Origin of the sequence: Psychrobacter sp. 5A.1 (assembly GCF_030407455.1) — a bacterium.
GTDB lineage: Bacteria > Pseudomonadota > Gammaproteobacteria > Pseudomonadales > Moraxellaceae > Psychrobacter.
In genome coordinates this window covers 29930-56430 of record NZ_JASDDJ010000017.1, presented here as the reverse complement: position 1 = coordinate 56430, position 26501 = coordinate 29930, and the positions used below count along the sequence as shown (strand labels likewise).

Below are 26501 nucleotides of genomic sequence, written 5' to 3'. Positions count from 1 at the left end.
GATGGAAAATGACTTATCTAAATTGTTTTATGATATTTGTCCTAGCCATAACAGTTTTATTTTGAACTGACTATATATTATAGAAGACATAACAAAGGATACTGACAATGACAAACTCTCCCAAGAAACAACACATTCTCATTACTGGCGCAACGTCAGGTATCGGCAATCAATTAGCAAAAGATTATTTGTTAAACGACCATCATGTCTACGCTGTTGGCCGTGATGATACCGCATTGGCTGAGCTAAAATCATTGGGGGCTGAGACCATTGATTTAGACCTCATGGATCGAGAAAAAGTAATAGAAGCTTTTGAGAAGATTGATGTGATTGACTTAGCGATTTGCGGTGCTGGCATGTGTGAATATTTAGATATGCCTAATTTTGATAGTGCGTCATTTATGAAAGTTATGTCAGTGAATATGGGAACATTGTCGCACGCTATTGAAGGCGTTTTACCTAAGTTAATCGCCTCAAAAGGTCGCTTGGTTGGTATTGGTTCAGCGTCCGCTTATGTGCCTTTTGCCCGTGCTGAGGCTTATGGCAGCTCAAAGGCGGCCATTCATTATCTAATGAAAACTCTACAGATTAGTCTTGCACCGCATGATGTATCGGTCAGCTTGGTAGTGCCTGGTTTTGTCGAAACACCAATGACCAAACAAAATGACTTTCCGATGCCATTTATCCAGACGCCAGCGCAGGCAAGCCAAGCCATCCGTGACGGTATAGCTAGCGGGCATGATGTGATTGAATTTCCCAAAAAGCTGACTGTGCCATTAAAGGCATTGGGGGCGTTGCCTGATCTGGTCTGGCAGCAAGTAAGCGAAAAGCTCAATAAAAAATAATTTATCAGCATTAACAAACCTGTCATTTATCATAAAAATACCAAAGGAAATGCTTTTATGCCGTTTACTCGTTTCAAACGTGCAAACCGTCAATCGGCTGCCAATAATGAGATTACCAATAGTGAGACTGCGATAGACTCTAAGCAAACCACAGACCAAAAGCGTATCGCCATCATTGGCTCAGGTGTCTCAGGATTAACCTGCGCGCATTACTTGAGTGCGCAGCATGAGGTAACAGTTTTTGAAGCCAATGATTACATCGGTGGGCATGTGAATACGATTGATGTGACACTCCAAGATGGCAAAAAAGCAAAAACGGGCAATGTGGAAACCAGTGCGATAGACACGGGATTTATTGTTTTTAACGAGCGTACCTATCCTAACTTCTTTCGGTTGTTATACGACTTAAAAGTACCGTTCCAGTCTACAGACATGAGCTTTTCGGTAAAAAATATTGCACGTCATTTTGAATACAACGGTCATACGCTTAACACTTTATTGTCACAGCGTAAAAACGTGCTCAATCCAAAATTCTGGCGATTTATCAAGGATATCTTACAGTTCAATAAGCACATCAAGCAGCTACGCCAAGATTACGAAATGGCACGTGCTCAAGGGCAAGATGTGAGCACCTTCACTGAGCAAACACTTGGTAATTACCTTACACAGAAAAACTACGGTAAATTGTTCACAGATAACTATCTACTACCAATGGTTTCAGCTATTTGGTCGACCAGCTTGGATGAGGTACAAGATTTCCCATTGGTGTTTTTTGCGCAGTTCTTCGACAATCATGGCTTGCTCGATGTGGTCAATCGTCCGCAGTGGTTTACGATAAAAGGCGGCTCCAAACAGTACGTTAATAAGTTAGTGCCACGCTTTATCAAAGCGGGTGGCAAGATACGAGTCAATAGCCCAGTACAGTCTGTGGTTCGTGATGGTGAGCAAGTATTATTGACGGTTCAGGACAAAGGTAACGCTGATAACACGCTCGAAAACCTTGTATTTGATGAAGTTATCTTTGCTTGTCATGCAGATACTGCGCTGAAGATTTTAAAAGATGCCAGTACAGAAGAGTCTGAATTGCTGGGGCATTTTCGTTTTACAAAAAATACTGCCGTACTTCATACCGACACCAGTGTCCTACCTAAAAAACCGCTGGCATGGGCAAGTTGGAACTACCTCATTGATGAAACAGCATCGGGCAGCACGACGGAGATTGAGCAAGCTGTTGAAAGCGCACAAACCCCTGCCAAGCCTGTACTGACCTATCATATGAATATCCTGCAGCGACTCACCAAGCAGCATAATTATCTAGTGACGCTTAATCCAGAAACGGTTAATAAAAATATCGATGATAAGCAAATCATTAAAAGCATTGATTATAGCCATCCAGTATTTGACCTTGCGATGATTGATGCTCAAACCAAGTGGTCGAGCATCTCTGGTAACGGCTTGCACACGCATTTTTGCGGTGCGTATTGGTTTAATGGCTTTCATGAAGATGGTGTGCGCAGTGGTCTACGTGTCTGTCAGGCATTGGGCCATGATATTGAGATAAAAGACGACGTTGATCCGACTCACTTGCCTGATGCTGATAGGGCTCATACGCCATTTCGTTATAAAGACATGCCAGTAAAGGCAGATACCAAGTTACGTAAACTTAATAAGCGTGAAGTCATCACAGCGACCACCAATCAGGAGCTGGTTGAGTATGCTGAGCGTTTACAGTCTACCGTCATAGATGGTGGTCAGAAGAAAAAACGTGGCTTATTTGGCTATCGTAATCCGAAGTAATTTTAGAATTAAAACAAAAAATACTACCAAAGAGAGTGCTATGTCTAACGAAGACTACTCGTCTAATAATGCCTTACCCCATCAGTTATTTCATGGGACAACATGGCACAGCCGGTTACTGCCAAGTGTGAATAAATTTGTCTACCCGTATCGCTATTGGGGCATCAATATCAGCGCACTAGCTGCAGGGCAGGCACTTCCTGAAGTAAGCAAAAATATTTTTGGCGAAAATAGCCTTATAAAAAAAATGCCGTTGTTTTCAGCAAAGAAAAAAGCCTTGCAGCAATTTTGCCCAGATGATTATTTGCAGAAATTAGAGGGTTTAAGCGGCAATGAAGATAACAGCAACGACGGTACCAATGGCAATGTTGCTTTAAATCCTACTCAAGCACTTAATAATCGTCTGCGTGATGCTTTCGTTAAGTATTCGGGTAGCGCGCCGAAAGGCGATATGGTCGGTTTGCTAGTCTGTCGTGATGCAGGCTTGTACTTCAGCCCAGTCAATTTTTATTTAGGTTTCGATGAGCAGAAAATACCAACGCACTTGTTAGCTGAAGTAACCAATACACCATGGGATAAGCGTCATTGTTATGGGTTTTTACTCGACGGTGAAGACACGGAGTTTTGTCATGATAAAGATTTTCATGTCTCACCTTTTAATCCCATCGATCAGCTCTATCGCTGGCAGGTTAAGGTAAAAAAACAGCCAGGTAACTGTTTGCAAGTTCGTATCGCCATTAATATCAGTGATGAGCGTGGTGAAGTGCTAAAGACGGGTATAAAGATGTCTGGCGTACCAATGACTGATATCTCTATTCGCAAAAGCTTACGACAGAATCCAGTGATGAATCTGACTTCTTTGACTCGTATCTACTGGCATGCTTTTAAACTCTATGCCGTCAAAAAAGTCCCTTATATCAAATACGATGAAAAGCTAGCAGATAGCCAACAGCAAAAATAAAACAGTCCAAAAGACAGCCATTAGCAATTCAAAGCCATTAGCTATTTGAAGTCATTAGAAATCCCAAAATTTCATGAATGTTAGACCAACCAATAAAGCATTTAGACAAGGATAAATACACGATGCCAGCCAGACTGACCGATCGAGCACCTGTTTCAACATCAGAGAGATTAACTGCACAGATGAGTAAAGTGGTCAATGAGAGCGCTGTCTTAAAACCCGTCAGTGGCGGGGTCAATAAAGTGGCAAGAAAGTTGATATTTCGCGCGTTGCAGCATATACAGTTTGGCAGCCTTACTCTCATTGAGTCGTTCGGTAATGAGGCGTCTAAGACCAGCTGTTTTGGCAGTGAGTCTACTACCGTAGCCAGTAGTTCGGCAGTGGGTCGTCACTCCTTACATGTCTCCTTGACCATTCATGATCCAGCTGTCTATCGCCAGCTATTACTTGGCGGCTCTATTGCGCTAGCAGATAGCTATATCAACGGCGAGTGGGATACGGATGATTTGACGGGTTTGATTCGGTTGGCAGCTCGTAACTTGGCTGTATTGAATAAACTAGAGAATCGCTTTGCAGGTGTCAGTAAAGCCTTTGAAAAAGCAAAGCATCAACTGCGTAGCAATGACAAGTCTGGCTCCAAGTCAAATATTCTAGCCCATTATGATTTGGGCAATGACATGTATCAGCGTTTTTTAGATGACACAATGATGTACTCGTCAGCGGTATACCGTACGCCCGATGTGTCTCTTAGCAATGCCCAACAGCACAAACTGGCGCTCATTTGTCAGCGTCTACAATTGACTGCTGATGACCATGTGATTGAAATCGGTACTGGTTGGGGTGGTTTTGCTATTTATGCAGCCAAACACTATGGCTGCAAAGTCACCACGACAACCATCTCTGACGCGCAGTATGGCGAGGCACAGCGCCGAGTCGAAGCAGCTGGACTGTCTGATAAAGTGACGTTACTCAAGCAAGATTATCGTGAGCTGACAGGGCAGTATGACAAGTTAGTCAGTATCGAGATGATTGAAGCAGTCGGGCACGAATACTTGCCGACGTTCTTTGCTAAATGTAATAGTTTGCTCAAGCCAACAGGATTGATGGTCCTGCAGGCAATTACCTTTAACGACCAAAATTATCAAGACTACGTCAATTCGGTCGATTTTATTCAAACGCACATATTCCCAGGCGGCTGTTTGCTCTCAAATCAAGAGTTGACCACTCAATTCACCGAGCAGACCGATATGGTCGTCAAACAATTACATGACTATGGTTTTGATTATGCGCATACGCTCAGAGATTGGCGCTTAGCATTTATGTCGCAGCGTGAAGAGATAGTTGCGCTTGGCTATGATGAAGCGTTTATCCGCCTGTGGGAGTTTTACTTTTGCTATTGCGAAGGGGGGTTTTTGGAGCGCACGATCGGTGTGGTACAAGTAACGGCGGTGAAGCCAAACAACATCGATACGCTGCATTTCTCTGATTTGCCATCAGCCGTCTTAAATCATAAAACGGTTTTGAATGATGAGACGGTCTTTAATGAAGCAGAGATGGCAGACACCGCGTCGGTGTAAATATTTTGATGTGGATATGGCTTCGTTATAGCGCTTGTAAGGTCTCATAACGCATTAACCGTTTGAGACCCATGTATTGAAAGGTTGTACATTGAGATATTTTATGTTGCTTGAGTGGCACGTTTATCAAGAAAGCCAGAATAGCGTGTCACCGCTAACGCCATCAAAGATATGGCAGCACCTATCCAAGCTGTGTCTTGCAATGACATGTTTTCAACCACGCTACCACCGATAATAGAACCTAATGCGATACCGATATTAAATGCAGCAATATTCAATCCAGAAGCGACATCGACAGCGTTCGGCGTATATTTTTCAGCTTGCTTGACTACGTAGATTTGTAGGCCTGGTACATTACCAAAGGCGAAAGCCCCCCATACCAGAATAGTTAGCACTGCGGCAATCTTGGATTGCATAGTAAAGGTGAATAATAAAAGAATGACACTTAAGGCGCTGAATATAATGCTAAGCGCACTAATAGGGCCGCGTTTATCTGCAAGCTTGCCGCCCCAGATATTGCCGATCGCAACGGACACGCCATATACGAGCATGATGAGACCAATAGCTGATGGCGCAAATTTGGTCTGCTGTTCTAAGATAGGTGCTAGGTAGGTAAATGCCGTAAACGTACCACCATAGCCAAGGATAGTCATGAGATAAACCAGCAGTAACTGTGGTTTTACAATGACTTGTAGTTGCTCTTTGAACGTTGCAGGGATAGATTTTTTTAGGTTTTTTGGTACTAATATGGCGCTACCAATTAAAGCGATTAAACCCAGTACTGAGACGACTAAAAACGTAGCGCGCCAACCGAAGTGCTGTCCAATCCATGTGCCAAGAGGTACGCCAGTGACGAGCGCTACAGTGAGTCCAGTAAACATAATGGCAATCGCGCTGGCTTCTTTTTCTTTACTGACAAGGCTGGTAGCAATCATAGAACCAATGGAGAAAAACACACCATGCGCCAGACCGGTCAATATACGCGCGAGTATTAAGGTTTCATAACTGGGTGCTTGCCAAGCCAGCAAGTTGCCGATGACAAACAGACCCATTAGGCTCATCAGTACTATTTTGCGATTCCAGCGGCCAGTGAGCGCGGTAAGTATAGGAGCACCGATAGCAACACCGACGGCATATAGGCTAACGAGCAATCCTGCTGAAGGTAAGCTCACGCCCAAATCGGTGGCAATAGTTGGTACCAATCCAACGATGACAAATTCGGTTGTCCCAATTGCAAATGCGCTTAAAGTAAGCGCCCATAAAGCGAGTGGCATAACGACATCCTAATAATTAAATGATGCGCGTAGTTTGACCGATTTATAGTTTGCAAAAAACAGCACAAATGACAAAATACCTTTGTCAATTTTGTAAAGGTAATCATGATGATGGGACATGCTAAAACAGAAGACATAGAGATATTTTTGACGGTAGTAGACACGGGGAGCTTTACTGGCGCTGCCAATTTACTGAATGAGCAGGTTGCCAAAGTCTCTCGAGCGGTATCTAGGCTCGAAGATACACTGCAATGTACGCTGCTAAATAGAACGACACGGCGCTTGGAGCTGACGGAGGAGGGGCATGTCTTTATTAGATATGCGCGTGAGAGTTTAAATACATTATATACAGGTGAAGAAGCGATTAAGCTGTTAAAACAAGCGCCGAGTGGGCATCTACGAATTGACGCTGCCAGCCCGTTTGTGTTGCATCAACTGGCGCCTTTAGTTGGTGAGTTTTTAGCGCAATATCCACACATTACGCTCGACCTAACCTCGCATGACAGTATTATCGATTTGCTTGAGCACAAAACGGATCTGGCTATCAGAATTGGCGATTTAAAAGACTCAAATCTGCATGCGCGTCTATTAGGTAACAGTAAGCTGCGGCTAGTAGCCAGTCCTGAATACTTACACCAGCATAATGAAGTGACTCATATTGATGATTTGAATGTTGATGATTTAAGCACTCATAAGTTAATTGGCTTTAACGATGCGTCAAAACTAAATAGTTGGCCACTAAAAACTCCAGTGAAGCTCAATTTTCATATGACTGGAAGTAGCGGCGAGACCTTACGTCAGCTATGTTTGAATCATCAGGGCATTGCTTTACTGTCACATTTTATGATTGGCGAAGATTTAGAATCTGGCAGATTGGTTGAAGTATTGCCTGAGGCGATAGTCAGACCAAATAACCGTGAAGCCATACAGGCGGTATATTACAAAAACAGTGCCGTATCTTCGCGTATTCTGGCATTTTTAGACTTTATCCAACCAAGACTAACACTATAAATTTTATCCGTTTTTATTCATTTTATAAGAGGTAATATCATGGGTTACGTTTTTATTTATCTCGCTGCTGTGGTTATCTTTTTGGGTGTCGATGCTGTCTGGCTGACGACTATGAAAGGCGCCTTTTATGAGTCACGTATCGGGCATCTATTGGCTGATGAGCCAAACATGATGGCGGCTGGCGTGTTTTATATGTTTTATATATTGGCACTTTGTATTTTGGTACTGTATCCGCAAATCAAAGCAGGCGCATCCGTTGGTCATATCTTCTTACTCGGCGGGCTGATTGGCTTGATGGCTTACGGTACTTATGATTTTACCAATTTAGCATTATATAAAGGGTTTACCTTAGATACTGCGTTAGTAGACTTTGCTTGGGGTGGGATTTTGACAGGTTCAGTTAGCGCTCTCGTTGCATGGCTTGCTTATCGCTTTCATTGGTTGGCCTAAAGCTTATTATCTTGGCTTATCTAGGGCGTGTCCTCAATTCAATCGATAGTCATCTAAATGGGTTAAAAATGGCTAAGTCTTGCCAAACAGCGTCAAATAGCTGACTAATATCTCGATATTATCTGCGCTATTTTCCTTGTTTGACTGCGATTTATCTCATTTTTATCACCATTTTTAAAATGAGGACACGCCCAAATGTTGTTTAAATAGTCCCAATTTACATAACCTAGACCATTCACCGACAGAGGGCTGTTTGTGCTATAGGGTGACCTGCTGTATAAATGTTCAATAGACCCTAATAAGTGTCAAACCATTTAAGGAACGTTATGCCGCAATACAATACTAGTTCAACTGCCAAAAAAGCTCCTTTAAATCATGAGCTATACATGTCGATACTCATGACGCCTGATATGGCAAATTTCATTGGCAATGTGCACGGTGGTGATTTGCTAAAGATGCTCGATCAAGTCGCTTACGCGTGTGCCAGTCGTTATAGTGGGAACTATGTGGTGACACTGTCTGTCGACCAAGTCATGTTCCGTGAGCCGATATATGTGGGCGAGTTGGTTACTTTTGCAGCTAGTGTCAATTATGTTGGTAATACCTCAATGGAAGTAGGTATTCGCGTCGAAGCAGAAGATGTACGTGGTCGTACGGTCCGTCATACCAACAGTTGTTATTTTACGATGGTCGCAATCGATGACAAAGGTAAACCAACCGCAGTGCCGCCACTTGATATCAAGAATAAAATGCAGCAATGCCGAGCTGATGCCGCCAAAGAGCGAAAAGAATTACGTATGGAAAGCGCTCATCGCCCTAGCTGCGACGTCAATACACCTTAATAACTCATACAAGGACTCACTAAAAAAACACTGATATTGTAAAGGACTTACTCTAAGATCGTATCTATCTAAAGCCATTCATTTGTCGTGAATATATTTACCATCAATACGTTATTTCAGTGAGTCTAGCATGAGTCTAAAGCCATCTATTGCTAATCCCCAGCGCCATTTACCCGCTTCTCCTAAAGCGCAAACACCTCGTGCACGGGGGGCAGGTAATCCTAAAATTCCAAATGACCCTAATGTAAAACACACCCTTAACCAAAGCCCTGAAACCAATGATGAGCATTCAGGCTCACTCGTCACCGTATTGATTGCGGTCGGGGCCAATCTCGTTATTGCGATTGCAAAAACAGTTGCCGCCTTTATGACAGGCTCAGCCTCCATGATTGCGGAAGCAGCCCACTCATGGGCAGATGCTGGTAACGGTACTTTGCTCATCGTCGCAGAAAAAAAATCCATCAAACCTGCTGATAAGAGCCATCCATTAGGCTACGGCAAAGAGTCTTATGTCTGGTCGATGATTGCTGCTTTTGGTGTATTTACGGCAGGCTCGATTGTCTCTATTTATACGGGTATCAAAGAATGGAATGCTGCTGAATCTGAGACCAATTACACGATTGGATTTATCGTCTTGGCAGTGGCGTTTGTGCTCGAAGGGATTTCATTGATTCAAGCCTACAGACAAAGTAAAAAACATGGTGAGGCACTTGATATCAGTGCACTTGGCTATGTCGTTGATACTTCCAATCCGACCTTGCGTGGCGTGTTTTTTGAGGATTTAGCCGCCGTCGTTGGTTTGGTTATCGCCGCCGCCGCCATGGGTATGCATGCTTATACGGGAGAGCCGTATTGGGATGCTCTAGGGTCTATTATCGTCGGTCTACTACTGGGCGTTGTCGCCATATTTTTAATCAGTCGCAACCGAGATTTTTTAGTGGGATATAGAGTCACTGACCGTATGCATGAATATGTCTTAAGTGAGCTGCTTAATCATCCAGATATCGATAGTGTGTCCTATTTGCACTTAGAATGGGTCGGCCCAAAAAAGATATTTATGGTGGCGGCAGTAGACATCGCAGGTAATCAAAAAGAAAAAGAAATTGCCCAAAAATTTGAAGAGATTGAAAATTTATTCCGAGGCAATCCTGTCTTTCAAGAAGCTATTTTGACACTATCAGAACCTAACGCTGAGCTGCTGAGTCTAGAGGATATTTGATTTATACAGTTGATAGGAAGAGTACATAGCAATATTAGGATGATTTTCCCCAATGCTATTTGTTGCTTTTTCTGTATTCAAAGCGTAGAAATCTAAGAGTGTAGAAATCTAAGACACAAAAAAGCCGTCGATAATGACGGCTTTTCTTCATGTAAGATTATAAATATGTTATTCAACAGACGCTAAGCGTATGTCAACGGACAGTCTTTATTTCTTTGGTGCGTTTGCACCGATGAACCATGCATCTTTATCGATGATACGACTGGCTTCTGTAAATAAATCAGCGGTATCTTCGTCACCTGCATCGCCAGCAGTAGCGATTGCTTTACGCAATGTCTCTGCGACTTTTTTATAGCGGCTAGTCAACTCACGAACATGTTGATCGACTTCAGTGATATCAGTTGGGTAATCGTCTAAGATAGACTCTTTTACCACGCGACTGGCCAAACCGTTCGGCTGACCACCCAAGATAACAATACGTTCTGCGATAGTATCTGATACTTCAAGGATACGAGCTGATGTCTCATCCAGTAATTGATGCACACCAATGAAACCAGTACCTTGTAGATTCCAGTGGCACTGTTTGCCATCTAACGTTAAATCGATAACATTTGCTAAGTTAGCGTTTAGCAAATCAATCATTTTTTTGGCAGTATCGTCTGAAATGCCACTTGCGTAACGTTCTCTCATATTTTACTCCGTTATATATTTTGTTTTATTGAATATTTAACTTATTGTTATTTAATAGGTTGTATAAGTACTGCTTGTTGATTCGTTATAAATGATAGCAGCTTAAATCAATGTTGGAACCCTTGAGTGTTAGGCTTTGTTAGGTGGTCGTGTAACGAGTTTGTTAACCATGAAAAGCTTTGTAAAAATAAATGCTTAATTTATACAGATTGTATCGTCAAATCAGTTGGTAATAATTTTGCGATAAAAGCATCATACTTTTCGCCAAGTGGTAAATCTGTATTTGCTATTAATATACGGCGTTGTGTGACGGTTGGACTGTTGCTCTTAGGATTAAAGCCAGTTTTATTGACTTCTGTAAAATATATACCTGTACCACGTTTTTGCCAATTGGGGAGTTCATTATAATTAATACCATGCTGATAAAGGAGCTCGTGCTTGTCTTCTAACGCCTTACCTGCCATTTGCATCGTCGCCGAATTGGAATCTATACCTTGCTTACGCAGTAACCAGTAACAGTGAGCATTTAGACTATTGCGATGAGCATCTTCTTGCCGCCAGCGAAAATACTGCTGCACTAATGATGTATTGGGTAGCTGTGAGACTCTAGCGTCAAAACTTGCTAATTGTCCATGAGTAACACTAAAGAAGCCGCTGGCTTCACCAGCTAGCACTGAATTAATTTTACGAAGTTTGCGTTTAAATGTGTCTTCTGTAGGATGGAATAATAATGATATTTCGTCACTCTGAGTATAGCCATAAATGATATTGAAGCCGCAGCTCATAAGATGCTTTGTAGTGGCTACCATTAATTCATGAAAGCGAGTGTCAAAAGGAGCATCAAGTTGCCAAGTCTCTTTAGTTTTTTTGGTAAAGCCGCGTCCATCTAAACGTACAACAACAAACATCTCTGGCATAACACAAAGGTCATGAGCCGTCTCATACACTCGTAGGCGAGTATCTAACTCTTCAAAACGCATAAAGCTCTCAATATTAATTGATGAATAGGGTGCTCGGTAAGTAAACGGCTTAAGGTATGTCCTCAATTCAAACGATAGTCATCTAACTGGGCTAAAAATGGCTAAATCTTGCCAAACATCGTCAAATAGTATCGATAATATCCCGATATTATCGACACTATTTTTTTTGTTTGACGGCCATTTATCTCATTTTTATGGCCATTTTTGAAATGAGGACACACCCTAGTAAACTGGATTTTCCAAGTTTTCTTTAATACGAAAATTATCATGGCTGACCGTTACAGTAAATATTTTATCAAAACCTTCTTCAAAGCGGGGGTGTTGCATCTTCTTAGCCGTACCTTTGACGCCAATCTCAGGAACTTTCGCTTTGCCTGTGCGATTGTTATTACGTGCTAAGGCGTCTTTAAATGGACAATCAAAGTAATAGGCAATAACTGCAAAATTTGCCGCTTTTGCCGCGTGGATATAGTCGGCACGCTCTGCCGATGTGGCATTGGTCTTATCCACTACTACTTGAGTTTTGCTGGCAAGACAAGCTTCAAACAGCCGCTGTAATCGGTGATTGGTATTGAGCATATCTTTGTTTAAGCGCAGATGGCTATGAAAAAATTGGCGCTGATAAAAGGTAGATTTTCCAGCACCTTGGATGCCAATAAACAGAATAAGTTGCATAGAGCTATCAAACCTGAGCTGTCATAAAATATTATCATATTTACTAATCATCTCAATTGCTACCTTTATTCGCAATACTTATCAATCAGCAGCCCTAATATTTGAATGTTCAACAGACCCTAATTTATACATTTTATTTTAAAATCTATAGGGCGTGTTCTCATTTTAAAAATGGCCATAAAAGTGTAATAAATGGCCGTCGAACAAGGAAGATAGCGCAGATAATATCGAGACATTCTTAAACTTTTGATGATGTTTGGCAAAATTCAGCCGTTTTAATACCACCGAATGTATCAATGTGCTCATTGATGATACGCCCAAATTTTCTGTACGAATTAACAGCGTTTCAGCCATACAGTAAGTCTCATTCTTGTCCTTTAAAAACCGACATTCAGACCCCATATTGTTATAAACCTTACCTCATTATAAGAATTAGGAAGAAAGCCATTATGCGTATGCCTGAACCGCGCTCATCGCGTCAGTTAAATCAATTGGCCACTCAGCTCCAAGGTGAAGCTGAAATCAGTGGTGTCAATGCGTCAGGGACGCAAATATCGAGTCGTGCCTTTGAGATGGTCACGGATTTTGAGCCAGCAGGCGATCAGCCGCAAGCCATCAAAAAACTGGTCAACGGTATCAATTCGGGCATGGATGAGCAGTTGCTACTAGGTGTGACGGGTTCTGGTAAGACGTATACCATGGCAAAGGTCATCGCTGAAACTCAGCGTCCAACCATTATCATGGCGCATAATAAAACCCTTGCCGCTCAGCTATATGGTGAGTTTAAATCATTCTTTCCTAACAATGCGGTTGAGTACTTCGTCAGTTATTATGATTATTATCAGCCTGAGGCTTATGTAGCGGCGAGTGATACTTTTATCGAAAAAGACAGTGCCATCAACGATCATATCGATCAGATGCGTCTGTCAGCCACGCGTGCCTTACTAGAGCGCCGTGATGCGATTATCGTGGCGTCAGTATCTTGTATCTATGGTTTGGGTGATCCTGAAAGCTATCTAAAAATGCTACTGCATGTGGTCGTGGGCGATAACATAGATCGTACGGCGACGATTAAGCGTCTAGTTGAAATGCAATATATGCGTAACGAATTGGATTTTGGCCGTGGTACGTATCGCTTGCGTGGTGAGCTGCTAGATATCTATCCAGCTGAATCTGAGCAATTGGCCGTTCGAGTACATTTATTTGACAATGAAGTGGAGAAAATCACTTGGTTCGATCCATTAACGGGTAAGACCGTACGTAGCGTGCCACGTATTACCATTTATCCAAAATCACATTATGTGACACCGCGCAATAAACTAGAAGCGGCCAGTCATACCATTCGTGCGGAGCTAGAGCCACGATTGGAATATTTCCGTGAAAACAATAAGTTGATTGAAGCACAGCGTCTCAAAGAGCGTACCCAGTATGATCTTGAGATGATACAGCAGCTCGGCTACTGTAATGGCATCGAAAACTACTCGCAGCATCTGTCTGGCCGTCCATCAGGAGAAGCACCGCCGACGTTGTTTGATTATATTCCAGAAGATGCGTTGCTGTTCCTCGATGAGTCACACGTGACCGTTTCGCAAATTGGCGCGATGTATAAAGGTGATAGATCACGTAAAGAAAACTTGGTCAATTACGGATTTCGTCTACCAAGTGCGATGAACAACCGCCCGATGAAGTTTGAAGAGTGGGAGCGTATCAAGCCGAAAACCATTTACGTGAGTGCCACGCCAGCCTTGTATGAGCTTGAGCACAGCGAGCAAGTCGTAGAGCAGGTCGTACGTCCGACTGGTTTGATTGATCCTGAAATTGAGATACGTCCCGTATTGACGCAAGTCGATGATGTGCTATCCGAGATTACCAAACGCCGCGAAAAAGATGAGCGTGTATTGATTACCACGTTGACCAAGCGCATGTCAGAAGATTTAACCAGCTACCTCAAAGAATACGATGTCAAAGTGGCATATTTGCATTCTGATATCGATACTGTCGAGCGTATGCAAATCATTCACGAGCTACGAACTGGCGTGCATGATGTACTGGTCGGTATCAATCTGTTGCGTGAGGGTTTGGATATGCCTGAGGTATCGTTGGTCGCGATATTTGATGCCGATAAAGAAGGCTTTTTGCGTTCTGAGCGTGCTTTGATTCAGACCATCGGACGCGCCGCGCGTCATATCAATGGTAAAGCCATTTTATACGCGGATCGCATCACCAACAGTATGCAAAAGGCGATAGACGAAACGGACCGCCGCCGTGAAAAACAAGTGGCGTTTAACCTAGAGCATAACATCACGCCGAAAGGTGCGCGTCGTAGTATTACGGATAAAATCGATACGGGTGATGACCAGAATGCCAATGACAATCAAGTGATTCCAATCAAGAGTAATCTGCCTGATGTCGATATTAGCATCTTACGTAGTCCTGATTTACTGGCCAAAGAAATCAATCGTCTTGAAAAACTCATGAAGCAGATGTCGCGTGATTTGAAGTTTGAGGATGCAGCAAAAACGCGTGACAAAGTACTAGAGTTAAAAGCGCATTTAATCTAGGGCGTGTCCTCATTTTAAAAATGGTGATAAAAATGAGATAAATTGCAGTCAAACAAGGAAAATAGCGCAGATAATATCGGGATATTAACCAGCTATTTAACGATGTTTGGCAAAATTTAGCCATTTTTAGCCCGTTTAGATATGATCAATTGAATTGAGGACACGCCCTAATAAGGCGGCTGTTCATAGTCTGACTTTTGATCGTGTGTGTTGAATAAAAAGGTGAGTGGCATATCGTGCCGCTCACCTTTTTTATGGATTGTTTAAAGCCAAAATAAGCATGATTTTATCCATGATAATAAATAACTAATGTTTGGCTATTACAAAACTTGTATTTATACCAAATGCCACTTAATATGATATGAATCACTAAATTATACTTTATTATCCACTGACATTTAGGCGTATCATTAATTATGCATACTGATAATTTATTAAGGTTAGACGCAAACGAAAACTCATTAGGCATGGCAGAGTCTGCCAGACAAGCGGTTGTCGATACTTTGGACAATAGCTTTCGCTATCCCGATGCGCAACGAGCCAAATTGATTGGTAAGATTGCGCTGGCCAATGCGGTGACCGAAGACCACGTTTTACTGGGTAACGGATCCATTGAGAGCATTCGAATGGTTGTACAAATGTTGTATCAAAAAGGATTGAAGACTGGCCAGCCGTTTCAATTGGTCGCGCCAACACCCACTTTTGCTTGTGCAGAATTATATGCAGACTCACTTGGCATTCCTGTGGTCAGTGTACCGCTCATGCCTGACAGTTGCGATTTGGATTTTGACGAACTACAGAGCATTGCCAATGCATTTGATGGCATTAGCTTACTTTATATTTGTAATCCAAATAACCCAACTGGCATCATTACCTCAACGGCCAAGCTTAGAAACTGGGTAACCAATGCCCCAAACAATCATTATTTTTTATTGGATGAAGCGTATTCAGGATATGTGACCGACCCAAGTTTTGAGAGCGGGATTGAGTGGATAAAACAAGGAATATCAGACAATCTTATCGTTGCTCGCACCTTTTCAAAACTGTTTGCGCTGGCGGCCATGCGAGTCGGCTACGTGATTACCAATCCTCAAATGGCCTCAGAGATTGGGGCATTGATGTCGGTGGATAACACCAATCTGTCTGCTGCTGTCGCCGCGATAGCAACGTTAGATGACAACGCATTTTTGGCATTGAGTCTGCATACGACCAATCAATCAAGGCAAATGGTGGAAACTACGTTGGACGAGTTGGGACTGCGCTATTTACCATCTCAAACCAACTTTATTTTTCATGAAGTCAAAGGTGATGTAAAAGTATACATCGAGAGAATGCACGAGCACGGAATTGTGGTGGGTCGAGAGTTTCCACCTATTCAAAGCTTTAGCCGTGTCACGCTTGGCACACCTGATGAGATGACGGTCTTTATTGAAACATTAAGATTGTTTCGTGAAAAAGGCTGGGTCTGAATCGTGCAGTAAAAGATCATTAAATTGAAACACTTATCCTATTAGGGTGCGTCCTCATTTTTAGCCCAGTTAGATGACAGTCGTTTGAATTGAAGACATGCCCTAGCACAAGAGAATTAACGTATCGATTTTATTTTAAAAAGGCCATGCCAAAGATTCTATAATGGAATGATGATGGTTTTCATCGCGTAGAATGCTTGTAATACGATGCAATGCCACTTACCATATCGGTGTAAACCTCACCATCCATATAGCATTCCAAAATATTGTGTAGCAAGAAAGCCTAGGGCGTGTCCTCATTTTAAAAATGGTGATAAAAATGAGATAAATCGCAGTCAAACAAGGAAAATAGCGCAGATAATATCGAGATATTAGTCAGCTATTTGACGCCGTTTAGCAAAATTTAGCCATTTTTAACCCATTTAGATAACTATCGATTGAATTGAGGGCACGCCCTAGTGTGAGTACCGCGCTTGTTAAGCTCAACTGCTTACCCTTGCACATCAAGTTTTTGGAATGGACAGAATCTAGGCGTATTATTTATGGTGCTTACCAACACCTTAATAGAGTTAAACTCTAACGAAAATTCATTGGGCATGTCAGATGCTGCCAAGCAAGCCATTATCGAAGCACTAGACATCGGTTTTCGTTATCCAGATGACCAACGTGCGGCACTGATTAGCAAAGTTGCCGACATAAACGGCGTGACAGAGAGTCAGATTTCACTCGGAAGTGGCTCTAGTGAAAACATCCGTACTGTCATTCAAATGCTACAAAATAAAGCATTGATAGCAGGCAAAAAATTCCAAGTGATTGCGCCGCATCCAACGTTTTCTTATGCTGAGCTATATGCGACCTCTATCGACGTGCCTGTGGTAAGAGTAGCGCTTACGCCCGAAAACTATGCCTTTGACTTACAAGCTATGCAAACAGTGGCAGATGACTTTGATGGTATCAGCCTGTTTTATCTGTGTAATCCTAATAATCCAACATCGACGATTACCGACACCAAGGCATTAAAAAACTGGGTAGCGCTGGCGCCAGACCATCATTATTTTTTATTGGATGAGGCCTATTCAGAGTACGTGACAGATCCAAGCTTTGAGAGTGGTATCGCATGGATACGAGAAGAGTACTCAGAAAATATTGTTGTGGTCCGTACGTTTTCAAAACTGTGTGCGCTTGCTGGCATGCGTGTCGGCTATGCAGTTGCGAGCCCGCAAATGATTGCCACGCTAGAGGCGTTTATCTCGCTGGATAATACCAATTTGTCAGGTGCCGTAGCTGCGTTAGCGACGCTTGATGATGAGAAGTTTTTGGCATTGAGCTTACGCACGGCCAATCAATCGCGTCAGCTGGTTGAGCAAACATTAGATGAGCTTGGTCTGCGCTATTTGCCATCACAAGCCAGCTTTATATTCCATGAGATTAAAGGTGATGTGCAAACCTATATCGATAGAATGCGCGAGCATGGCATCGCTGTTGGGCGCGAGTTTGCGCCTATTACTGGTTTCAATCGCTTGACGCTTGGCAGACCTGATGAGATGGCAGTATTTGTAGAGGTGCTCAAATCATTTCGTGAAAAGGGTTGGGTTTAATCAAGTTAGGTAAGACGGTTCGATAATATAAAAAGGAAGTTGCTGATTGGCAGCTTCCTTTTTTGATTCTGTATTAGCGTTAAAGTTAACAGCACATTTTTACCAACATCAAACGCAGTTTTACATATCGTACCTTAAATAATCTGATGCTATCTTATAAGATTACTTAGTAACGCATGACCCATTAAGCACCCAGATAAATACTGGGTGATAACCATAAAATCGGGTGTGCTCATATATCTATATCTTATAATTATAAAGTCAGGGATGTACCTATGTTTGATATCAAATCATTTTTTAAACGAGAAGTAGAAAAAAAGCTCATCGATGTCGATAACTATATTTTTATGCCAGAACGGGTAGAGATGGAACTCGAAGGTGGTCTATTGAACTGTGTGTTGAATAGTGATGGTCGAGTCGATATTTTTTATACTAAGCAAGGAGTGACAGAAGTCAGCTCAGCCACGCGTAAGCATCCATTTACAGCGTTCGAAAAAGAGCTGTATCATGGTGTCTATGATGACGTCATCAATGACTTGATCAAAGAAGTAGATAAGATCGTTGATAGCTCTTCCAAGTACTTTCGCCGTAGTCAGTTGCTGCCTATCACTGGCGCGTTGAAAAATGACGCTGTTGTCACAGAGGCTGATAAATACTAGGGCGTGTCTTCAATTCACTCGATAGTCCTCTAAATGGGCTAAAAATGGCTAAATCTTGCCAAACATCGTCAAACAGCTGGCTAATATCCCGATATTATCTGCGCTATTTTTCTTGTTTGACGGCAATTTATCTCATTTTTATCACCATTTTTGAAATGAAGACACGCCCTAGATTTAATTGATGATATATGCTGATCACGAATTTTATTCAAGAAATAAGGCGCTCTATAGCTGATGAGAATCAAAACTGACTATGGGCATGCCGGCTTAAGAGAGATGTTTTGAATAGTTATTTTTTTATTCTTTTCAGCTCATTTAGTCGATCTTTATACATCTCAAAAATAATGTTTGGATCCCAGTCATCCCTCTCAGTTTTGCCATGTCCAAGCGACATCATAGTCACCAGTTTTCCATTACTGATGTAAAACTCGCAATGCCAGACTTGTTGGGTAAAGTGGTTTTTTGGCATATATCTTTCTGTCTCTGCAGCATAAACCAAACTATCGTTTCTTTCAAAATAGGCTTCTTGATAATAAGTATCTTCACTATGAGATTCTATTTTGATAATTCGGTTGTTGTTATCTAAGTGACAGATTCGCCAAAACTCTTTTTTCTTACCAAAGTCAGTAACGACATCTACCTCTATACCACATTTTGAGATATTTCTATTAAATTCTGCGTTGATATCGGCCCGTAGTTTTCCTTCCAGGTCACTTTGACTATGGGCATGACCACTAACTGCCCCAAACAATGCCATGGTTAAAGCGAATAACAGGTGTTTCATAGTGGTTCACCACGTTAGTTTATAAATAAAAAAGGCTAGGTTATCATAGATAACCTAGCCTTTTTCTTATCTATCAGCCATTAATAAATCACTTATTTAACAAAGCTGGTATAGCAACTTTGTAGAGATTTTGCGACGACTCTCGCCACCAACTGAGTGCGATACTGAGTGTCAAAGGCAGCATTACCCAGTTCAACAATCGTGACTTGCTGCGGTGCTTGCTCACTGACACAGCCACATACCTTACTTTGAACCGCTTCTTGTTGTGCTTCAGTCATGGCAACGCTTGCAATACGCCACGCGTTTTGTTTTTCAATCTCGCTACGGCATTGGTTATCGATTGCCGCTTTGAAGACGTTCATGCCGATCTCGTTTGCAGTGCCGATAGCATTACCTGTACTATTGTTCAGGCCGCCTGTCGTCGTACATCCAGCTAAGGCAAAAGTCGCTAGCATTACTGTCGAAGCCAAGATTTTTTTCACAGGTTATTCCTTTAATATTTTTATGAATTTTCGCGGTTTATGTTTGATGACACGCTTTAAGCCATGTTGACTATTCAACCATATCAGCATAATAACTCATGGTGAATGTTCAACACACTTTAAGATTTGCCAGTCGACACATATCTTCTTTGTTAGCAAGTCGTATATTATCAGCAAAATACGTTAATAACACTATCAACAGTTACTTAAGAAAAATTAAGCTGTTTTTTATGTTAATCCAGCCATGCGTAAGGATGATAATAAGCGTAGACCTTATAACCAATCTATCCAACCATCGTTAGTAAACCACCGACGACAAATAACCATGTCACAATATATTTTAACTATAAGCTGAGTGTCATATGAATCGTAAGTTACTTATCTTATGTGTCTTAATGGCTTTGATACCAAGCCTGTTTTTTATAAGAAGCATATATGTAATGTCTGATTATCATATACAGCAATGTCATTGGAAAGGCTCTGGATCAAAAGTCATGGGAGATGCATTTAGTTTTGATAACTATGTTCGGCTTGAAGAGGGTGTCATTCACTTGGGTAAGCAACCAACAGCACAAATAATGCTTAGAAAGTATCGTCTATATGCTGATAACATCATTATAGTTAGCGATATGGAGTATTCTGAGTTGGAGGTTTATTATGAAAAAGGCTGTCATTGAATAGGAAAATCAAACGTATATATGCGCTGCTAAGCCGAAAAAAAACCAGCAAAGACAAATGGTCTAAGCTGGTTTTTATTCTATTTTTATAGCTATTTTTATAGCTATTTTTAGACGTTTTTACCGTGTTGCTTGGTTTGAATGTCTTTGGCTAACTTGTAACATTCATTGATATGGTCATTGGCGATTTTTTTGAAAATCATATAACCCATGGTTGCTGCAACCATTTGACCACCCAATGGAATAAACTTTGTCACTTGCTTGGCAGCGATACGACCACCGAAGCCTTGTACTGTCTTTTTCACGATACCACGTGTTGCCATTAGACCTGCGAAGTCAACGGTACGGTCTTTTAAAGCGCCCCAATGAACGGCTCGTGACTCTAAATCAACGGCTGACTGACGATCTTCAATTAAACCAAAGCGCTCACTGATATCAGGCAATAGCTGGGTAAGCATGCCAGCATCCACAGCGACATCAAAGAAAGGCACAGGAACGATGGCAACACCAGCAGAGTACTTAGCGCGTTTTTTGACCAGCTTTTGACATTCTTTTTTTGTTTGTTCGAGGTCTAAGCTAGGATCTATCGTATTTGGTAGTTTTTCAGCGTTTGGTGTGGTTTTCATAAAGGTTCCTTATAAGTAATTGAAGTAAGTAATTAGAACAAAACACTCTAAAATATCGAATTATAGTTTTAATGAATAACAAATATCTCAGTTGCTATCTATTTTATGGATTTATAAGAGGCATACAATCATTGCTTTGTAGCAAAATGAATGAAATTACAGTCACTGTGCATCCTTTTTGTAAATAAAGACGGGGATGTGTTCGATGCATGCTATAAAAACCTCCGTATTGAATGGCCAATTAAGCAGCCAGCGTACTAAAAGTATTGATGATGCCTTGCAATCCTAAATGGTATACATAGACGCCATAAAATGTCATTGTGACCCTCCGTGAAAGCCAGTAGAATACGCTCATGCTAAATTTAACCCCCCGTTATACCAGCACTCGCATCGACGAGTTGCCTACCGCGCTGCAGACACTTGCTGCTCAATCATTCACGCTTGCCCGTCTTTATGCGGGACGAGGTATCACTGAGCCCGATGAGCTTACGACCAGTTTGTCAGAGCTATTACCTGCCGAGGCACTGCACGGTGTCACTGAAGCCGTGCGTCTGTTAGATGTGGCCATTGATGAGCGTCAGCGCATTCTAATCGTGGGTGACTTTGACTGTGATGGTGCAACTAGCACGGCGCTGATGATGCGAGCCCTCACCAAGATGGGCGCAGTCGTTGATTTTTTAGTGCCCGATCGTTTTAAGTATGGCTATGGACTGACGCCAGAGATTGTCGAATTGGGTATTGAGACATTTACGCCAGACGTGATAGTGACAGTTGATAATGGTATCTCTAGTCATGAAGGCGTGGCGCGCGCACAGGCTGATGGTATCACGGTGATTATTACTGACCATCATCTCACGACCAAAGAGACGCCACCTGCGGAAGCGGTGGTCAATCCCAATCAGTTGGCGTGTGATTTTGCCAGTAAAGCACTGGTTGGAGTCGGCGTGGCGTTTTATGTGCTTGGGCGCTTGGCAAAATTGCGCCGTGAAGCTGGCAAGTCTACCGTCCAAGTCAGTCAATATTTGGATTTGGTCGCGCTGGGGACGATTGCAGATGTTGGGATACTCGATAAGAACAACCGTATCTTAGTGCATCATGGGTTGTCTGCTATTCGTCAAGGTCGCTGTTGTATGGGGATATTGGCGCTGCTGGAGCAAGCGGGTCGTGATCCTAAGCAGCTCCATGCACAGGATTTTGGTTTTGTATTAGGCCCCCGTATCAATGCCGCTGGGCGCATGGATAATATGCGCATTGGTATCGAGTGCTTATTGACTGAGGACTGGAGTACGGCACAGCGTTTGGCGCAAGAGCTTGAGCAGCTGAATCGCACGCGTCGTCATGTAGAAGGCGAGATGCGCGCACAAGCCGACAGTATCGTACAGACATTGGCTGCTGAGGCTAATAGCGATGAGGCGAATATTAATGTTAATGACCCTAGCGATGACATCATTGCCCATGAGATTGCTACGCCTAAGACCACAGCGCTTAAGACAAGCAGTACAGACGCTCGTAGTATTATTCTGTATCAAGACGACTGGCATCAAGGGGTTATCGGCATCGTCGCCGGTCGCCTAAAAGAAAGCCACTATCTGCCAAGTATCGTGTTTGCTCCAGCAAATACTGAGCAGACTGATGAAGATAGCGCCATTAAAGGCTCTGCACGTTCTATCGCTGGCGTGCATGTTCGTGACGCGATTGAACAAGTCGCTGAACGCCATCCCGATTTAATCAGTCATTTTGGTGGTCATGCGATGGCAGCAGGTTTGACCCTCAAGCGCGGTAACTTTGATGGGTTTGTGGCCGCTTTTGATGAAGTCATGGCAGAGATGAATGACGAGGTATTTGCAGAGCAAAAATTCACCGATGGACCTTTGCAGGCGAGCGACTTTAGCTTATGGTTTGCTGAGCATTTAGCAGAAGCCAGTATCTGGGGTCATGGATTTGCGCCGCCAATATTTGACGGTATCTTTGAGGTACTGAGCTTTAAAGTGTTAAAAGATAAGCACCTTAAACTGTCACTGCGTTATCCAGACGTTCAGTATCCAATTGAGGCAATTTGCTTTAACTTCGATAATGACGCGTGGGATTACCGTGCCAAAAAAGTACATTTGTTGTTTCAGCTAGACATCAATGAATGGAATGGCAAACAAAGCTTGCAGTTGATGATAAAAGACTTGGCTGTGATAGAGCAAGGCTAAGGTCATATCAGTGCGTTTAAGTTTGAGAGCACTTATAGCATTTGTCGCTTTTTGATTGGATATCAGTATTTCCACTCTAGTGTGGGGAACTGCCAATCGTAACGAATGGCCAGCATACGCAGAGTAAAAATCGTACCCATCGTAGAGATGTCAGCTACCCAATCTGCTACGCCTAGGTTTTTTAGCGCAAAGTAGAGAATGCCGCCAGTCAATGCTGCCGTGATATAAATCTCTTGCTGAAGTACCAATGGGATTTCATTGCAAATCATATCGCGAATGATGCCACCAACCACAATGGTAATCACGCCCAGTAGTAGTGCCACAGGCACATTAACCCCCATGCTATCGCCAACCTTGATACCTATCAGCGTAAAGGCTGACAGGCCGATGGTGTCAGATAGTTTGAGGAATTTATCGACTCGTCTTGAGTTCGGATGAAAAAATATCTGCGTGGCCAGCGACGCAATCGTAATGAGGGTTAGGTAGCTCATATCCACCATCCAAAATAAGGGATGACGATCCAAAATCACATCGCGTACAGTACCGCCGCCAATAGCGGTGACAATAGACACTAGTAGACAGCCGAAAACATCGAAATTCTTGTGCTTGGCCAGTATCGTCCCTGAAATGCTACAGGCAATAATGCCGATCATATCAAAGCAAAAAATCAAAGAGCGCGGGTCAAAAGTAGTGATCAGTACGGCAGGATCCAATACGATAGCCAGCATAGGCGATTCTCACTATTTTTCAGTACGGTTAATCACAATGAACAAAGCAAATATTTGCTCTAAGCCGTCAATCTAAGCCAACCAACCAACACTAAGCGACTAAACGAATAGATGGCAGATGCCAATCGAACCTGAGCGCTAGCATATGTACTGCAAAGGTGACAACGAGCATAATAAATTCGTTGATACTGGCATCCATCCCAAAATACGGTAAGCATAAATACGTCACAGACCCTGCAATTGCGCAAGTGACAATGCCAACCATGTCCTATTATTAGATCGTCATTTAGCCGTTTTTTTGTGCTATTTACCCTTGGCATCTGCCCAAATGATTTTGTGCAATTGCAATTGAAAACGAACAGGCAAGGCATCAGCCAACATCCATTCCGCCAATTCTCGCGCCAAGACAGGCACCTCAGGGCTGAGCTGTTCATCGATATCATCTGCGACATTGAACATTGGAGAAAACCACACCGTACCGACCAATTCATTCAGCTTATGCTCGATCAATTTGGCTTTCGCCCAGTCGTAATCAGCGCGGTTCATGATGACAAACTTGATTTGGTCATGCTGAGTGAGATAGTCGAGATTTGACCATAGGTTTTTATCGACTTCGCCTGAGCTGGGTGTTTTGAGATCCATCACTTTACTGACCGCTGCTGGCACGTTTTCTACTGTGAGCGCGCCTGCGGTCTCAAGGGATATCTCGTAACCATCGCTCAGCAAACGTTTCATCAATTCAATGGCATTTGGCTGTGCTAATGGTTCACCGCCAGTCAGACAAATACGCTTGCATGGATAACCTTTGATGGTTGCTATGATGGTTTCTAATGATTGGCGTTCGCCACCTGTAAAAGCGTATTCGGTATCACAATAGACGCAGCGCAGCGGACAGCCCGTAAGGCGCACAAATATCGTCGGTAAGCCTGAGGTGATGGCTTCCCCTTGTAAGGAATAAAAAATCTCAGTCAGACGCAACCCTGCTTCAGGGTCAGTGACAGGAATGGCGGCGGTGCGTAATGGTGATTCACTCATAATATTTCAAATACAGTTAGAGGTCGATAAAGCGCTTGGGCACTTATCAATCGTATAAAAAGGCAGGGGGTTGTATGGATGGTTTTGTGTTTGTGCAAAGCCAAACTAAAAGAGGATTATAACGTAACGCGTTATATTAAGCTGCAAAAAAGATGCTGGAGTCATCCTCCAGCATCTTCATATAAAACAATATTATTCAATAAACAACGGTACGTGCCAAATATTTAGGCTAAGCGTAATAGCTCATTTACTGATGTTTTTGCACGAGTTTGCGCATCAACTTTTTTCACGATGATAGCAGCGTACAAGCTGTGCGTGCCATCTTCTGACGGCAAGCTACCTGGTACGACAACAGAACCTGCTGGTACACGGCCACGATGAATCTCACCAGTTTCGCGATCATAGATGCGCGTGGATTGACCGATGAACACACCCATAGAGATAACAGATCCTTCTTCGACGATGACGCCTTCAACGATTTCAGAGCGCGCACCGATGAAGCAATTGTCTTCGATGATAGTAGGATTTGCTTGCAATGGCTCTAATACACCGCCGATACCAACGCCGCCTGATAGATGCACGTTTTTACCGATTTGAGCACATGAACCAACAGTCGCCCACGTATCAACCATCGCGCCTTGATCGACATATGCGCCGATGTTGACGTATGAAGGCATCAAGACCGCGCCTGCTGCGATGAATGAACCTTTACGAGCGACGGCTGGTGGTACCACACGTACGCCTGCTTCTTTAAACTGTGCTTCGGTCCAATCAGCAAATTTAGTTGGTACTTTGTCATAAAACTGCACATGCTCGCCAGCGGCTTGGACGTAGTTATCGTTTAGACGGAAAGACAATAATACGGCTTTTTTGGCCCACTGATTGACGACCCATTCGCCGTCTTTCTTTTCTGCCACGCGCAAGCTACCGTTGTCTAATTGTTCCAGCACTTGCTCGACAGCATCACGAACGTCTTGTGGCATAGTGCTTGGGCTATATTCGTTGCGATTTTCAAAAGCTTGTTCGATGGTTTGTTGTAATGACATAAAAATTCCTAAAATGAATGACAGGGAGGTGGATCTCAATGTTATGGTTAAAGACTTATATGACCTAGCCTAAAGTGCTATTTGCTCTAAAACGTGACTGATTCTAAAGGGTAAGTAGTTCTAAAGGGTAAATAGTTCTAAAGGGTAAATAGTTCTAAAGGGTAAATAGTTCTAAAGGGTAAATAGTTCTAAAACGCTACTCACTGTAACGTCTGACTTTGGCCAAAAACTTGCTTGCCGTATTGTCGCTAATTTGACCACTTTTAGCAAACACGTTGAGGGTCTTATTATGACAGTATTGAATGAGCTGTTTTAAG

24 protein-coding genes are annotated in these 26501 nt (G+C 42.7%); 14 read left to right on the top strand and 10 right to left on the bottom strand.

Going from position 1 to position 26501, the window contains the following annotated elements; genetic code table 11:
• Positions 1-107 precede the first annotated feature (107 nt).
• The 4 genes from QL982_RS05785 (at position 108) to QL982_RS05770 (ending at position 5180) form a co-directional block, all read left to right on the top strand.
• Positions 108-845 carry an SDR family NAD(P)-dependent oxidoreductase gene (locus QL982_RS05785; protein WP_290165075.1) on the top strand — a complete coding sequence of 246 codons (738 nt, stop codon included), beginning with the start codon at positions 108-110 and terminating at the stop codon, positions 843-845.
• A gap of 57 nt (positions 846-902) precedes the next feature.
• Positions 903-2642: an FAD-dependent oxidoreductase gene (locus QL982_RS05780; protein WP_290165077.1), complete on the top strand. Its 1740-nt coding sequence runs from the start codon at positions 903-905 to the stop codon at positions 2640-2642.
• A 40-nt stretch (positions 2643-2682) separates the two neighbouring features.
• Entirely contained in the window at positions 2683-3603 is a 921-nt protein-coding gene (locus tag QL982_RS05775; protein ID WP_290190213.1) for a DUF1365 domain-containing protein, read from the top strand.
• A gap of 122 nt (positions 3604-3725) precedes the next feature.
• Positions 3726-5180 (top strand): cyclopropane-fatty-acyl-phospholipid synthase family protein, encoded by a 1455-nt coding sequence (locus QL982_RS05770; protein ID WP_290190212.1) that lies wholly within the window; start codon positions 3726-3728, stop codon positions 5178-5180.
• Positions 5181-5281: 101 nt separating this feature from the next.
• On the opposite strand, the gene QL982_RS05765 is transcribed toward QL982_RS05770, so the two are convergent.
• A complete protein-coding gene (locus QL982_RS05765; RefSeq protein ID WP_290165083.1) occupies positions 5282-6454 on the bottom strand; it encodes an MFS transporter in 1173 nt (390 codons plus the stop codon).
• Between the two features lie 108 nt (positions 6455-6562).
• Here QL982_RS05765 and QL982_RS05760 point away from each other — a divergent pair, with 108 nt between their 5' ends.
• From QL982_RS05760 to QL982_RS05745, 4 genes are all read left to right on the top strand, one after another.
• Positions 6563-7465 (top strand): LysR family transcriptional regulator, encoded by a 903-nt coding sequence (locus QL982_RS05760; RefSeq protein ID WP_290165085.1) that lies wholly within the window; start codon positions 6563-6565, stop codon positions 7463-7465.
• A 39-nt stretch (positions 7466-7504) separates the two neighbouring features.
• The gene (locus QL982_RS05755; protein ID WP_290165087.1) at positions 7505-7915 is read left to right on the top strand and encodes a DUF2177 family protein; all 411 of its coding nucleotides are present in this window, start codon (positions 7505-7507) and stop codon (positions 7913-7915) included.
• Between the two features lie 326 nt (positions 7916-8241).
• Positions 8242-8757, top strand: a complete 516-nt coding sequence (locus tag QL982_RS05750; RefSeq protein ID WP_290165089.1) for an acyl-CoA thioesterase — start codon at positions 8242-8244, stop codon at positions 8755-8757.
• 130 nt (positions 8758-8887) lie between these two features.
• Positions 8888-9976, top strand: coding sequence for a cation diffusion facilitator family transporter (locus QL982_RS05745; protein ID WP_290165091.1), 1089 nt, complete (start codon positions 8888-8890; stop codon positions 9974-9976).
• A 207-nt stretch (positions 9977-10183) separates the two neighbouring features.
• Here the strand turns inward: QL982_RS05745 and dps are convergent, their stop codons facing one another.
• The 3 genes from dps to QL982_RS05730 all read right to left on the bottom strand — a co-directional run bounded on the left by dps (position 10184) and on the right by QL982_RS05730 (position 12321).
• Positions 10184-10666 (bottom strand): DNA starvation/stationary phase protection protein Dps, encoded by a 483-nt coding sequence (gene dps, locus QL982_RS05740; RefSeq protein WP_290165093.1) that lies wholly within the window; start codon positions 10664-10666, stop codon positions 10184-10186.
• Between the two features lie 200 nt (positions 10667-10866).
• On the bottom strand, positions 10867-11646 hold the full coding sequence (locus tag QL982_RS05735; RefSeq protein WP_290164079.1) for a tRNA(His) guanylyltransferase Thg1 family protein: 780 nt from the start codon (positions 11644-11646) through the stop codon (positions 10867-10869).
• 222 nt (positions 11647-11868) lie between these two features.
• Entirely contained in the window at positions 11869-12321 is a 453-nt protein-coding gene (locus tag QL982_RS05730; protein WP_290164080.1) for an ATP-binding protein, read from the bottom strand.
• Between the two features lie 449 nt (positions 12322-12770).
• On the opposite strand from QL982_RS05730, the gene uvrB reads away from it, so the two are divergent.
• From uvrB to QL982_RS05710, 4 genes are all read left to right on the top strand, one after another.
• Positions 12771-14882, top strand: coding sequence for an excinuclease ABC subunit UvrB (gene uvrB, locus QL982_RS05725; RefSeq protein ID WP_290164081.1), 2112 nt, complete (start codon positions 12771-12773; stop codon positions 14880-14882).
• Between the two features lie 416 nt (positions 14883-15298).
• Positions 15299-16351 carry a histidinol-phosphate transaminase gene (locus tag QL982_RS05720; RefSeq protein ID WP_290164082.1) on the top strand — a complete coding sequence of 351 codons (1053 nt, stop codon included), beginning with the start codon at positions 15299-15301 and terminating at the stop codon, positions 16349-16351.
• 542 nt (positions 16352-16893) lie between these two features.
• Positions 16894-17949, top strand: coding sequence for a histidinol-phosphate transaminase (locus tag QL982_RS05715; protein WP_290164083.1), 1056 nt, complete (start codon positions 16894-16896; stop codon positions 17947-17949).
• A 275-nt stretch (positions 17950-18224) separates the two neighbouring features.
• Positions 18225-18608, top strand: coding sequence for a hypothetical protein (locus QL982_RS05710; protein ID WP_290164084.1), 384 nt, complete (start codon positions 18225-18227; stop codon positions 18606-18608).
• 289 nt (positions 18609-18897) lie between these two features.
• On the opposite strand, the gene QL982_RS05705 is transcribed toward QL982_RS05710, so the two are convergent.
• The gene (locus QL982_RS05705; RefSeq protein ID WP_290164085.1) at positions 18898-19392 is read right to left on the bottom strand and encodes a hypothetical protein; all 495 of its coding nucleotides are present in this window, start codon (positions 19390-19392) and stop codon (positions 18898-18900) included.
• Between the two features lie 92 nt (positions 19393-19484).
• The gene (locus QL982_RS05700; protein ID WP_290164086.1) at positions 19485-19874 is read right to left on the bottom strand and encodes a hypothetical protein; all 390 of its coding nucleotides are present in this window, start codon (positions 19872-19874) and stop codon (positions 19485-19487) included.
• A 362-nt stretch (positions 19875-20236) separates the two neighbouring features.
• Between QL982_RS05700 and QL982_RS05695 the strand changes: the two genes are divergently transcribed.
• The gene (locus tag QL982_RS05695) at positions 20237-20551 is read left to right on the top strand and encodes a hypothetical protein (protein WP_290164087.1); all 315 of its coding nucleotides are present in this window, start codon (positions 20237-20239) and stop codon (positions 20549-20551) included.
• A gap of 110 nt (positions 20552-20661) precedes the next feature.
• Here the strand turns inward: QL982_RS05695 and QL982_RS05690 are convergent, their stop codons facing one another.
• Complete coding sequence (locus QL982_RS05690; RefSeq protein ID WP_290164088.1) at positions 20662-21177, bottom strand: hypothetical protein; 516 nt, start codon at positions 21175-21177, stop codon at positions 20662-20664.
• A 353-nt stretch (positions 21178-21530) separates the two neighbouring features.
• Between QL982_RS05690 and recJ the strand changes: the two genes are divergently transcribed.
• Positions 21531-23375, top strand: coding sequence for a single-stranded-DNA-specific exonuclease RecJ (gene recJ, locus QL982_RS05685; RefSeq protein WP_290164089.1), 1845 nt, complete (start codon positions 21531-21533; stop codon positions 23373-23375).
• A 62-nt stretch (positions 23376-23437) separates the two neighbouring features.
• Here recJ and QL982_RS05680 read toward each other — a convergent pair whose 3' ends face one another.
• The 3 genes from QL982_RS05680 to dapD form a co-directional block, all read right to left on the bottom strand.
• Positions 23438-24103, bottom strand: coding sequence for a trimeric intracellular cation channel family protein (locus QL982_RS05680; protein WP_290164090.1), 666 nt, complete (start codon positions 24101-24103; stop codon positions 23438-23440).
• A gap of 303 nt (positions 24104-24406) precedes the next feature.
• Complete coding sequence (queE, locus tag QL982_RS05675) at positions 24407-25138, bottom strand: 7-carboxy-7-deazaguanine synthase QueE (protein WP_290164091.1); 732 nt, start codon at positions 25136-25138, stop codon at positions 24407-24409.
• A gap of 224 nt (positions 25139-25362) precedes the next feature.
• Positions 25363-26184: a 2,3,4,5-tetrahydropyridine-2,6-dicarboxylate N-succinyltransferase gene (gene dapD / locus QL982_RS05670; RefSeq protein WP_194363938.1), complete on the bottom strand. Its 822-nt coding sequence runs from the start codon at positions 26182-26184 to the stop codon at positions 25363-25365.
• Positions 26185-26501 lie beyond the last annotated feature (317 nt).

Excerpts from the sequence above, each read along its gene's own strand:
- dapD (WP_194363938.1), bottom strand. The coding sequence starts at position 26,184 with ATGTCATTACAACAAACCATCGAACAAGCTTTTGAAAATCGCAACGAA.
- queE (WP_290164091.1), bottom strand. The coding sequence starts at position 25,138 with ATGAGTGAATCACCATTACGCACCGCCGCCATTCCTGTCACTGACCCT.
- uvrB (WP_290164081.1), top strand. The coding sequence starts at position 12,771 with ATGCGTATGCCTGAACCGCGCTCATCGCGTCAGTTAAATCAATTGGCC.
- QL982_RS05735 (WP_290164079.1), bottom strand. The coding sequence starts at position 11,646 with ATGCGTTTTGAAGAGTTAGATACTCGCCTACGAGTGTATGAGACGGCT.
- QL982_RS05775 (WP_290190213.1), top strand. The coding sequence starts at position 2,683 with ATGTCTAACGAAGACTACTCGTCTAATAATGCCTTACCCCATCAGTTA.
- QL982_RS05780 (WP_290165077.1), top strand. The coding sequence starts at position 903 with ATGCCGTTTACTCGTTTCAAACGTGCAAACCGTCAATCGGCTGCCAAT.
- QL982_RS05705 (WP_290164085.1), bottom strand. The coding sequence starts at position 19,392 with ATGAAACACCTGTTATTCGCTTTAACCATGGCATTGTTTGGGGCAGTT.
- QL982_RS05710 (WP_290164084.1), top strand. The coding sequence starts at position 18,225 with ATGTTTGATATCAAATCATTTTTTAAACGAGAAGTAGAAAAAAAGCTC.
- QL982_RS05715 (WP_290164083.1), top strand. The coding sequence starts at position 16,894 with ATGGTGCTTACCAACACCTTAATAGAGTTAAACTCTAACGAAAATTCA.
- QL982_RS05750 (WP_290165089.1), top strand. The coding sequence starts at position 8,242 with ATGCCGCAATACAATACTAGTTCAACTGCCAAAAAAGCTCCTTTAAAT.
- QL982_RS05690 (WP_290164088.1), bottom strand. The coding sequence starts at position 21,177 with ATGAAAACCACACCAAACGCTGAAAAACTACCAAATACGATAGATCCT.
- QL982_RS05680 (WP_290164090.1), bottom strand. The coding sequence starts at position 24,103 with ATGCTGGCTATCGTATTGGATCCTGCCGTACTGATCACTACTTTTGAC.
- QL982_RS05755 (WP_290165087.1), top strand. The coding sequence starts at position 7,505 with ATGGGTTACGTTTTTATTTATCTCGCTGCTGTGGTTATCTTTTTGGGT.
- recJ (WP_290164089.1), top strand. The coding sequence starts at position 21,531 with ATGCTAAATTTAACCCCCCGTTATACCAGCACTCGCATCGACGAGTTG.
- QL982_RS05760 (WP_290165085.1), top strand. The coding sequence starts at position 6,563 with ATGATGGGACATGCTAAAACAGAAGACATAGAGATATTTTTGACGGTA.
- QL982_RS05765 (WP_290165083.1), bottom strand. The coding sequence starts at position 6,454 with ATGCCACTCGCTTTATGGGCGCTTACTTTAAGCGCATTTGCAATTGGG.
- dps (WP_290165093.1), bottom strand. The coding sequence starts at position 10,666 with ATGAGAGAACGTTACGCAAGTGGCATTTCAGACGATACTGCCAAAAAA.
- QL982_RS05785 (WP_290165075.1), top strand. The coding sequence starts at position 108 with ATGACAAACTCTCCCAAGAAACAACACATTCTCATTACTGGCGCAACG.
- QL982_RS05745 (WP_290165091.1), top strand. The coding sequence starts at position 8,888 with ATGAGTCTAAAGCCATCTATTGCTAATCCCCAGCGCCATTTACCCGCT.
- QL982_RS05730 (WP_290164080.1), bottom strand. The coding sequence starts at position 12,321 with ATGCAACTTATTCTGTTTATTGGCATCCAAGGTGCTGGAAAATCTACC.
- QL982_RS05770 (WP_290190212.1), top strand. The coding sequence starts at position 3,726 with ATGCCAGCCAGACTGACCGATCGAGCACCTGTTTCAACATCAGAGAGA.
- QL982_RS05695 (WP_290164087.1), top strand. The coding sequence starts at position 20,237 with ATGAATCGTAAGTTACTTATCTTATGTGTCTTAATGGCTTTGATACCA.
- QL982_RS05720 (WP_290164082.1), top strand. The coding sequence starts at position 15,299 with ATGCATACTGATAATTTATTAAGGTTAGACGCAAACGAAAACTCATTA.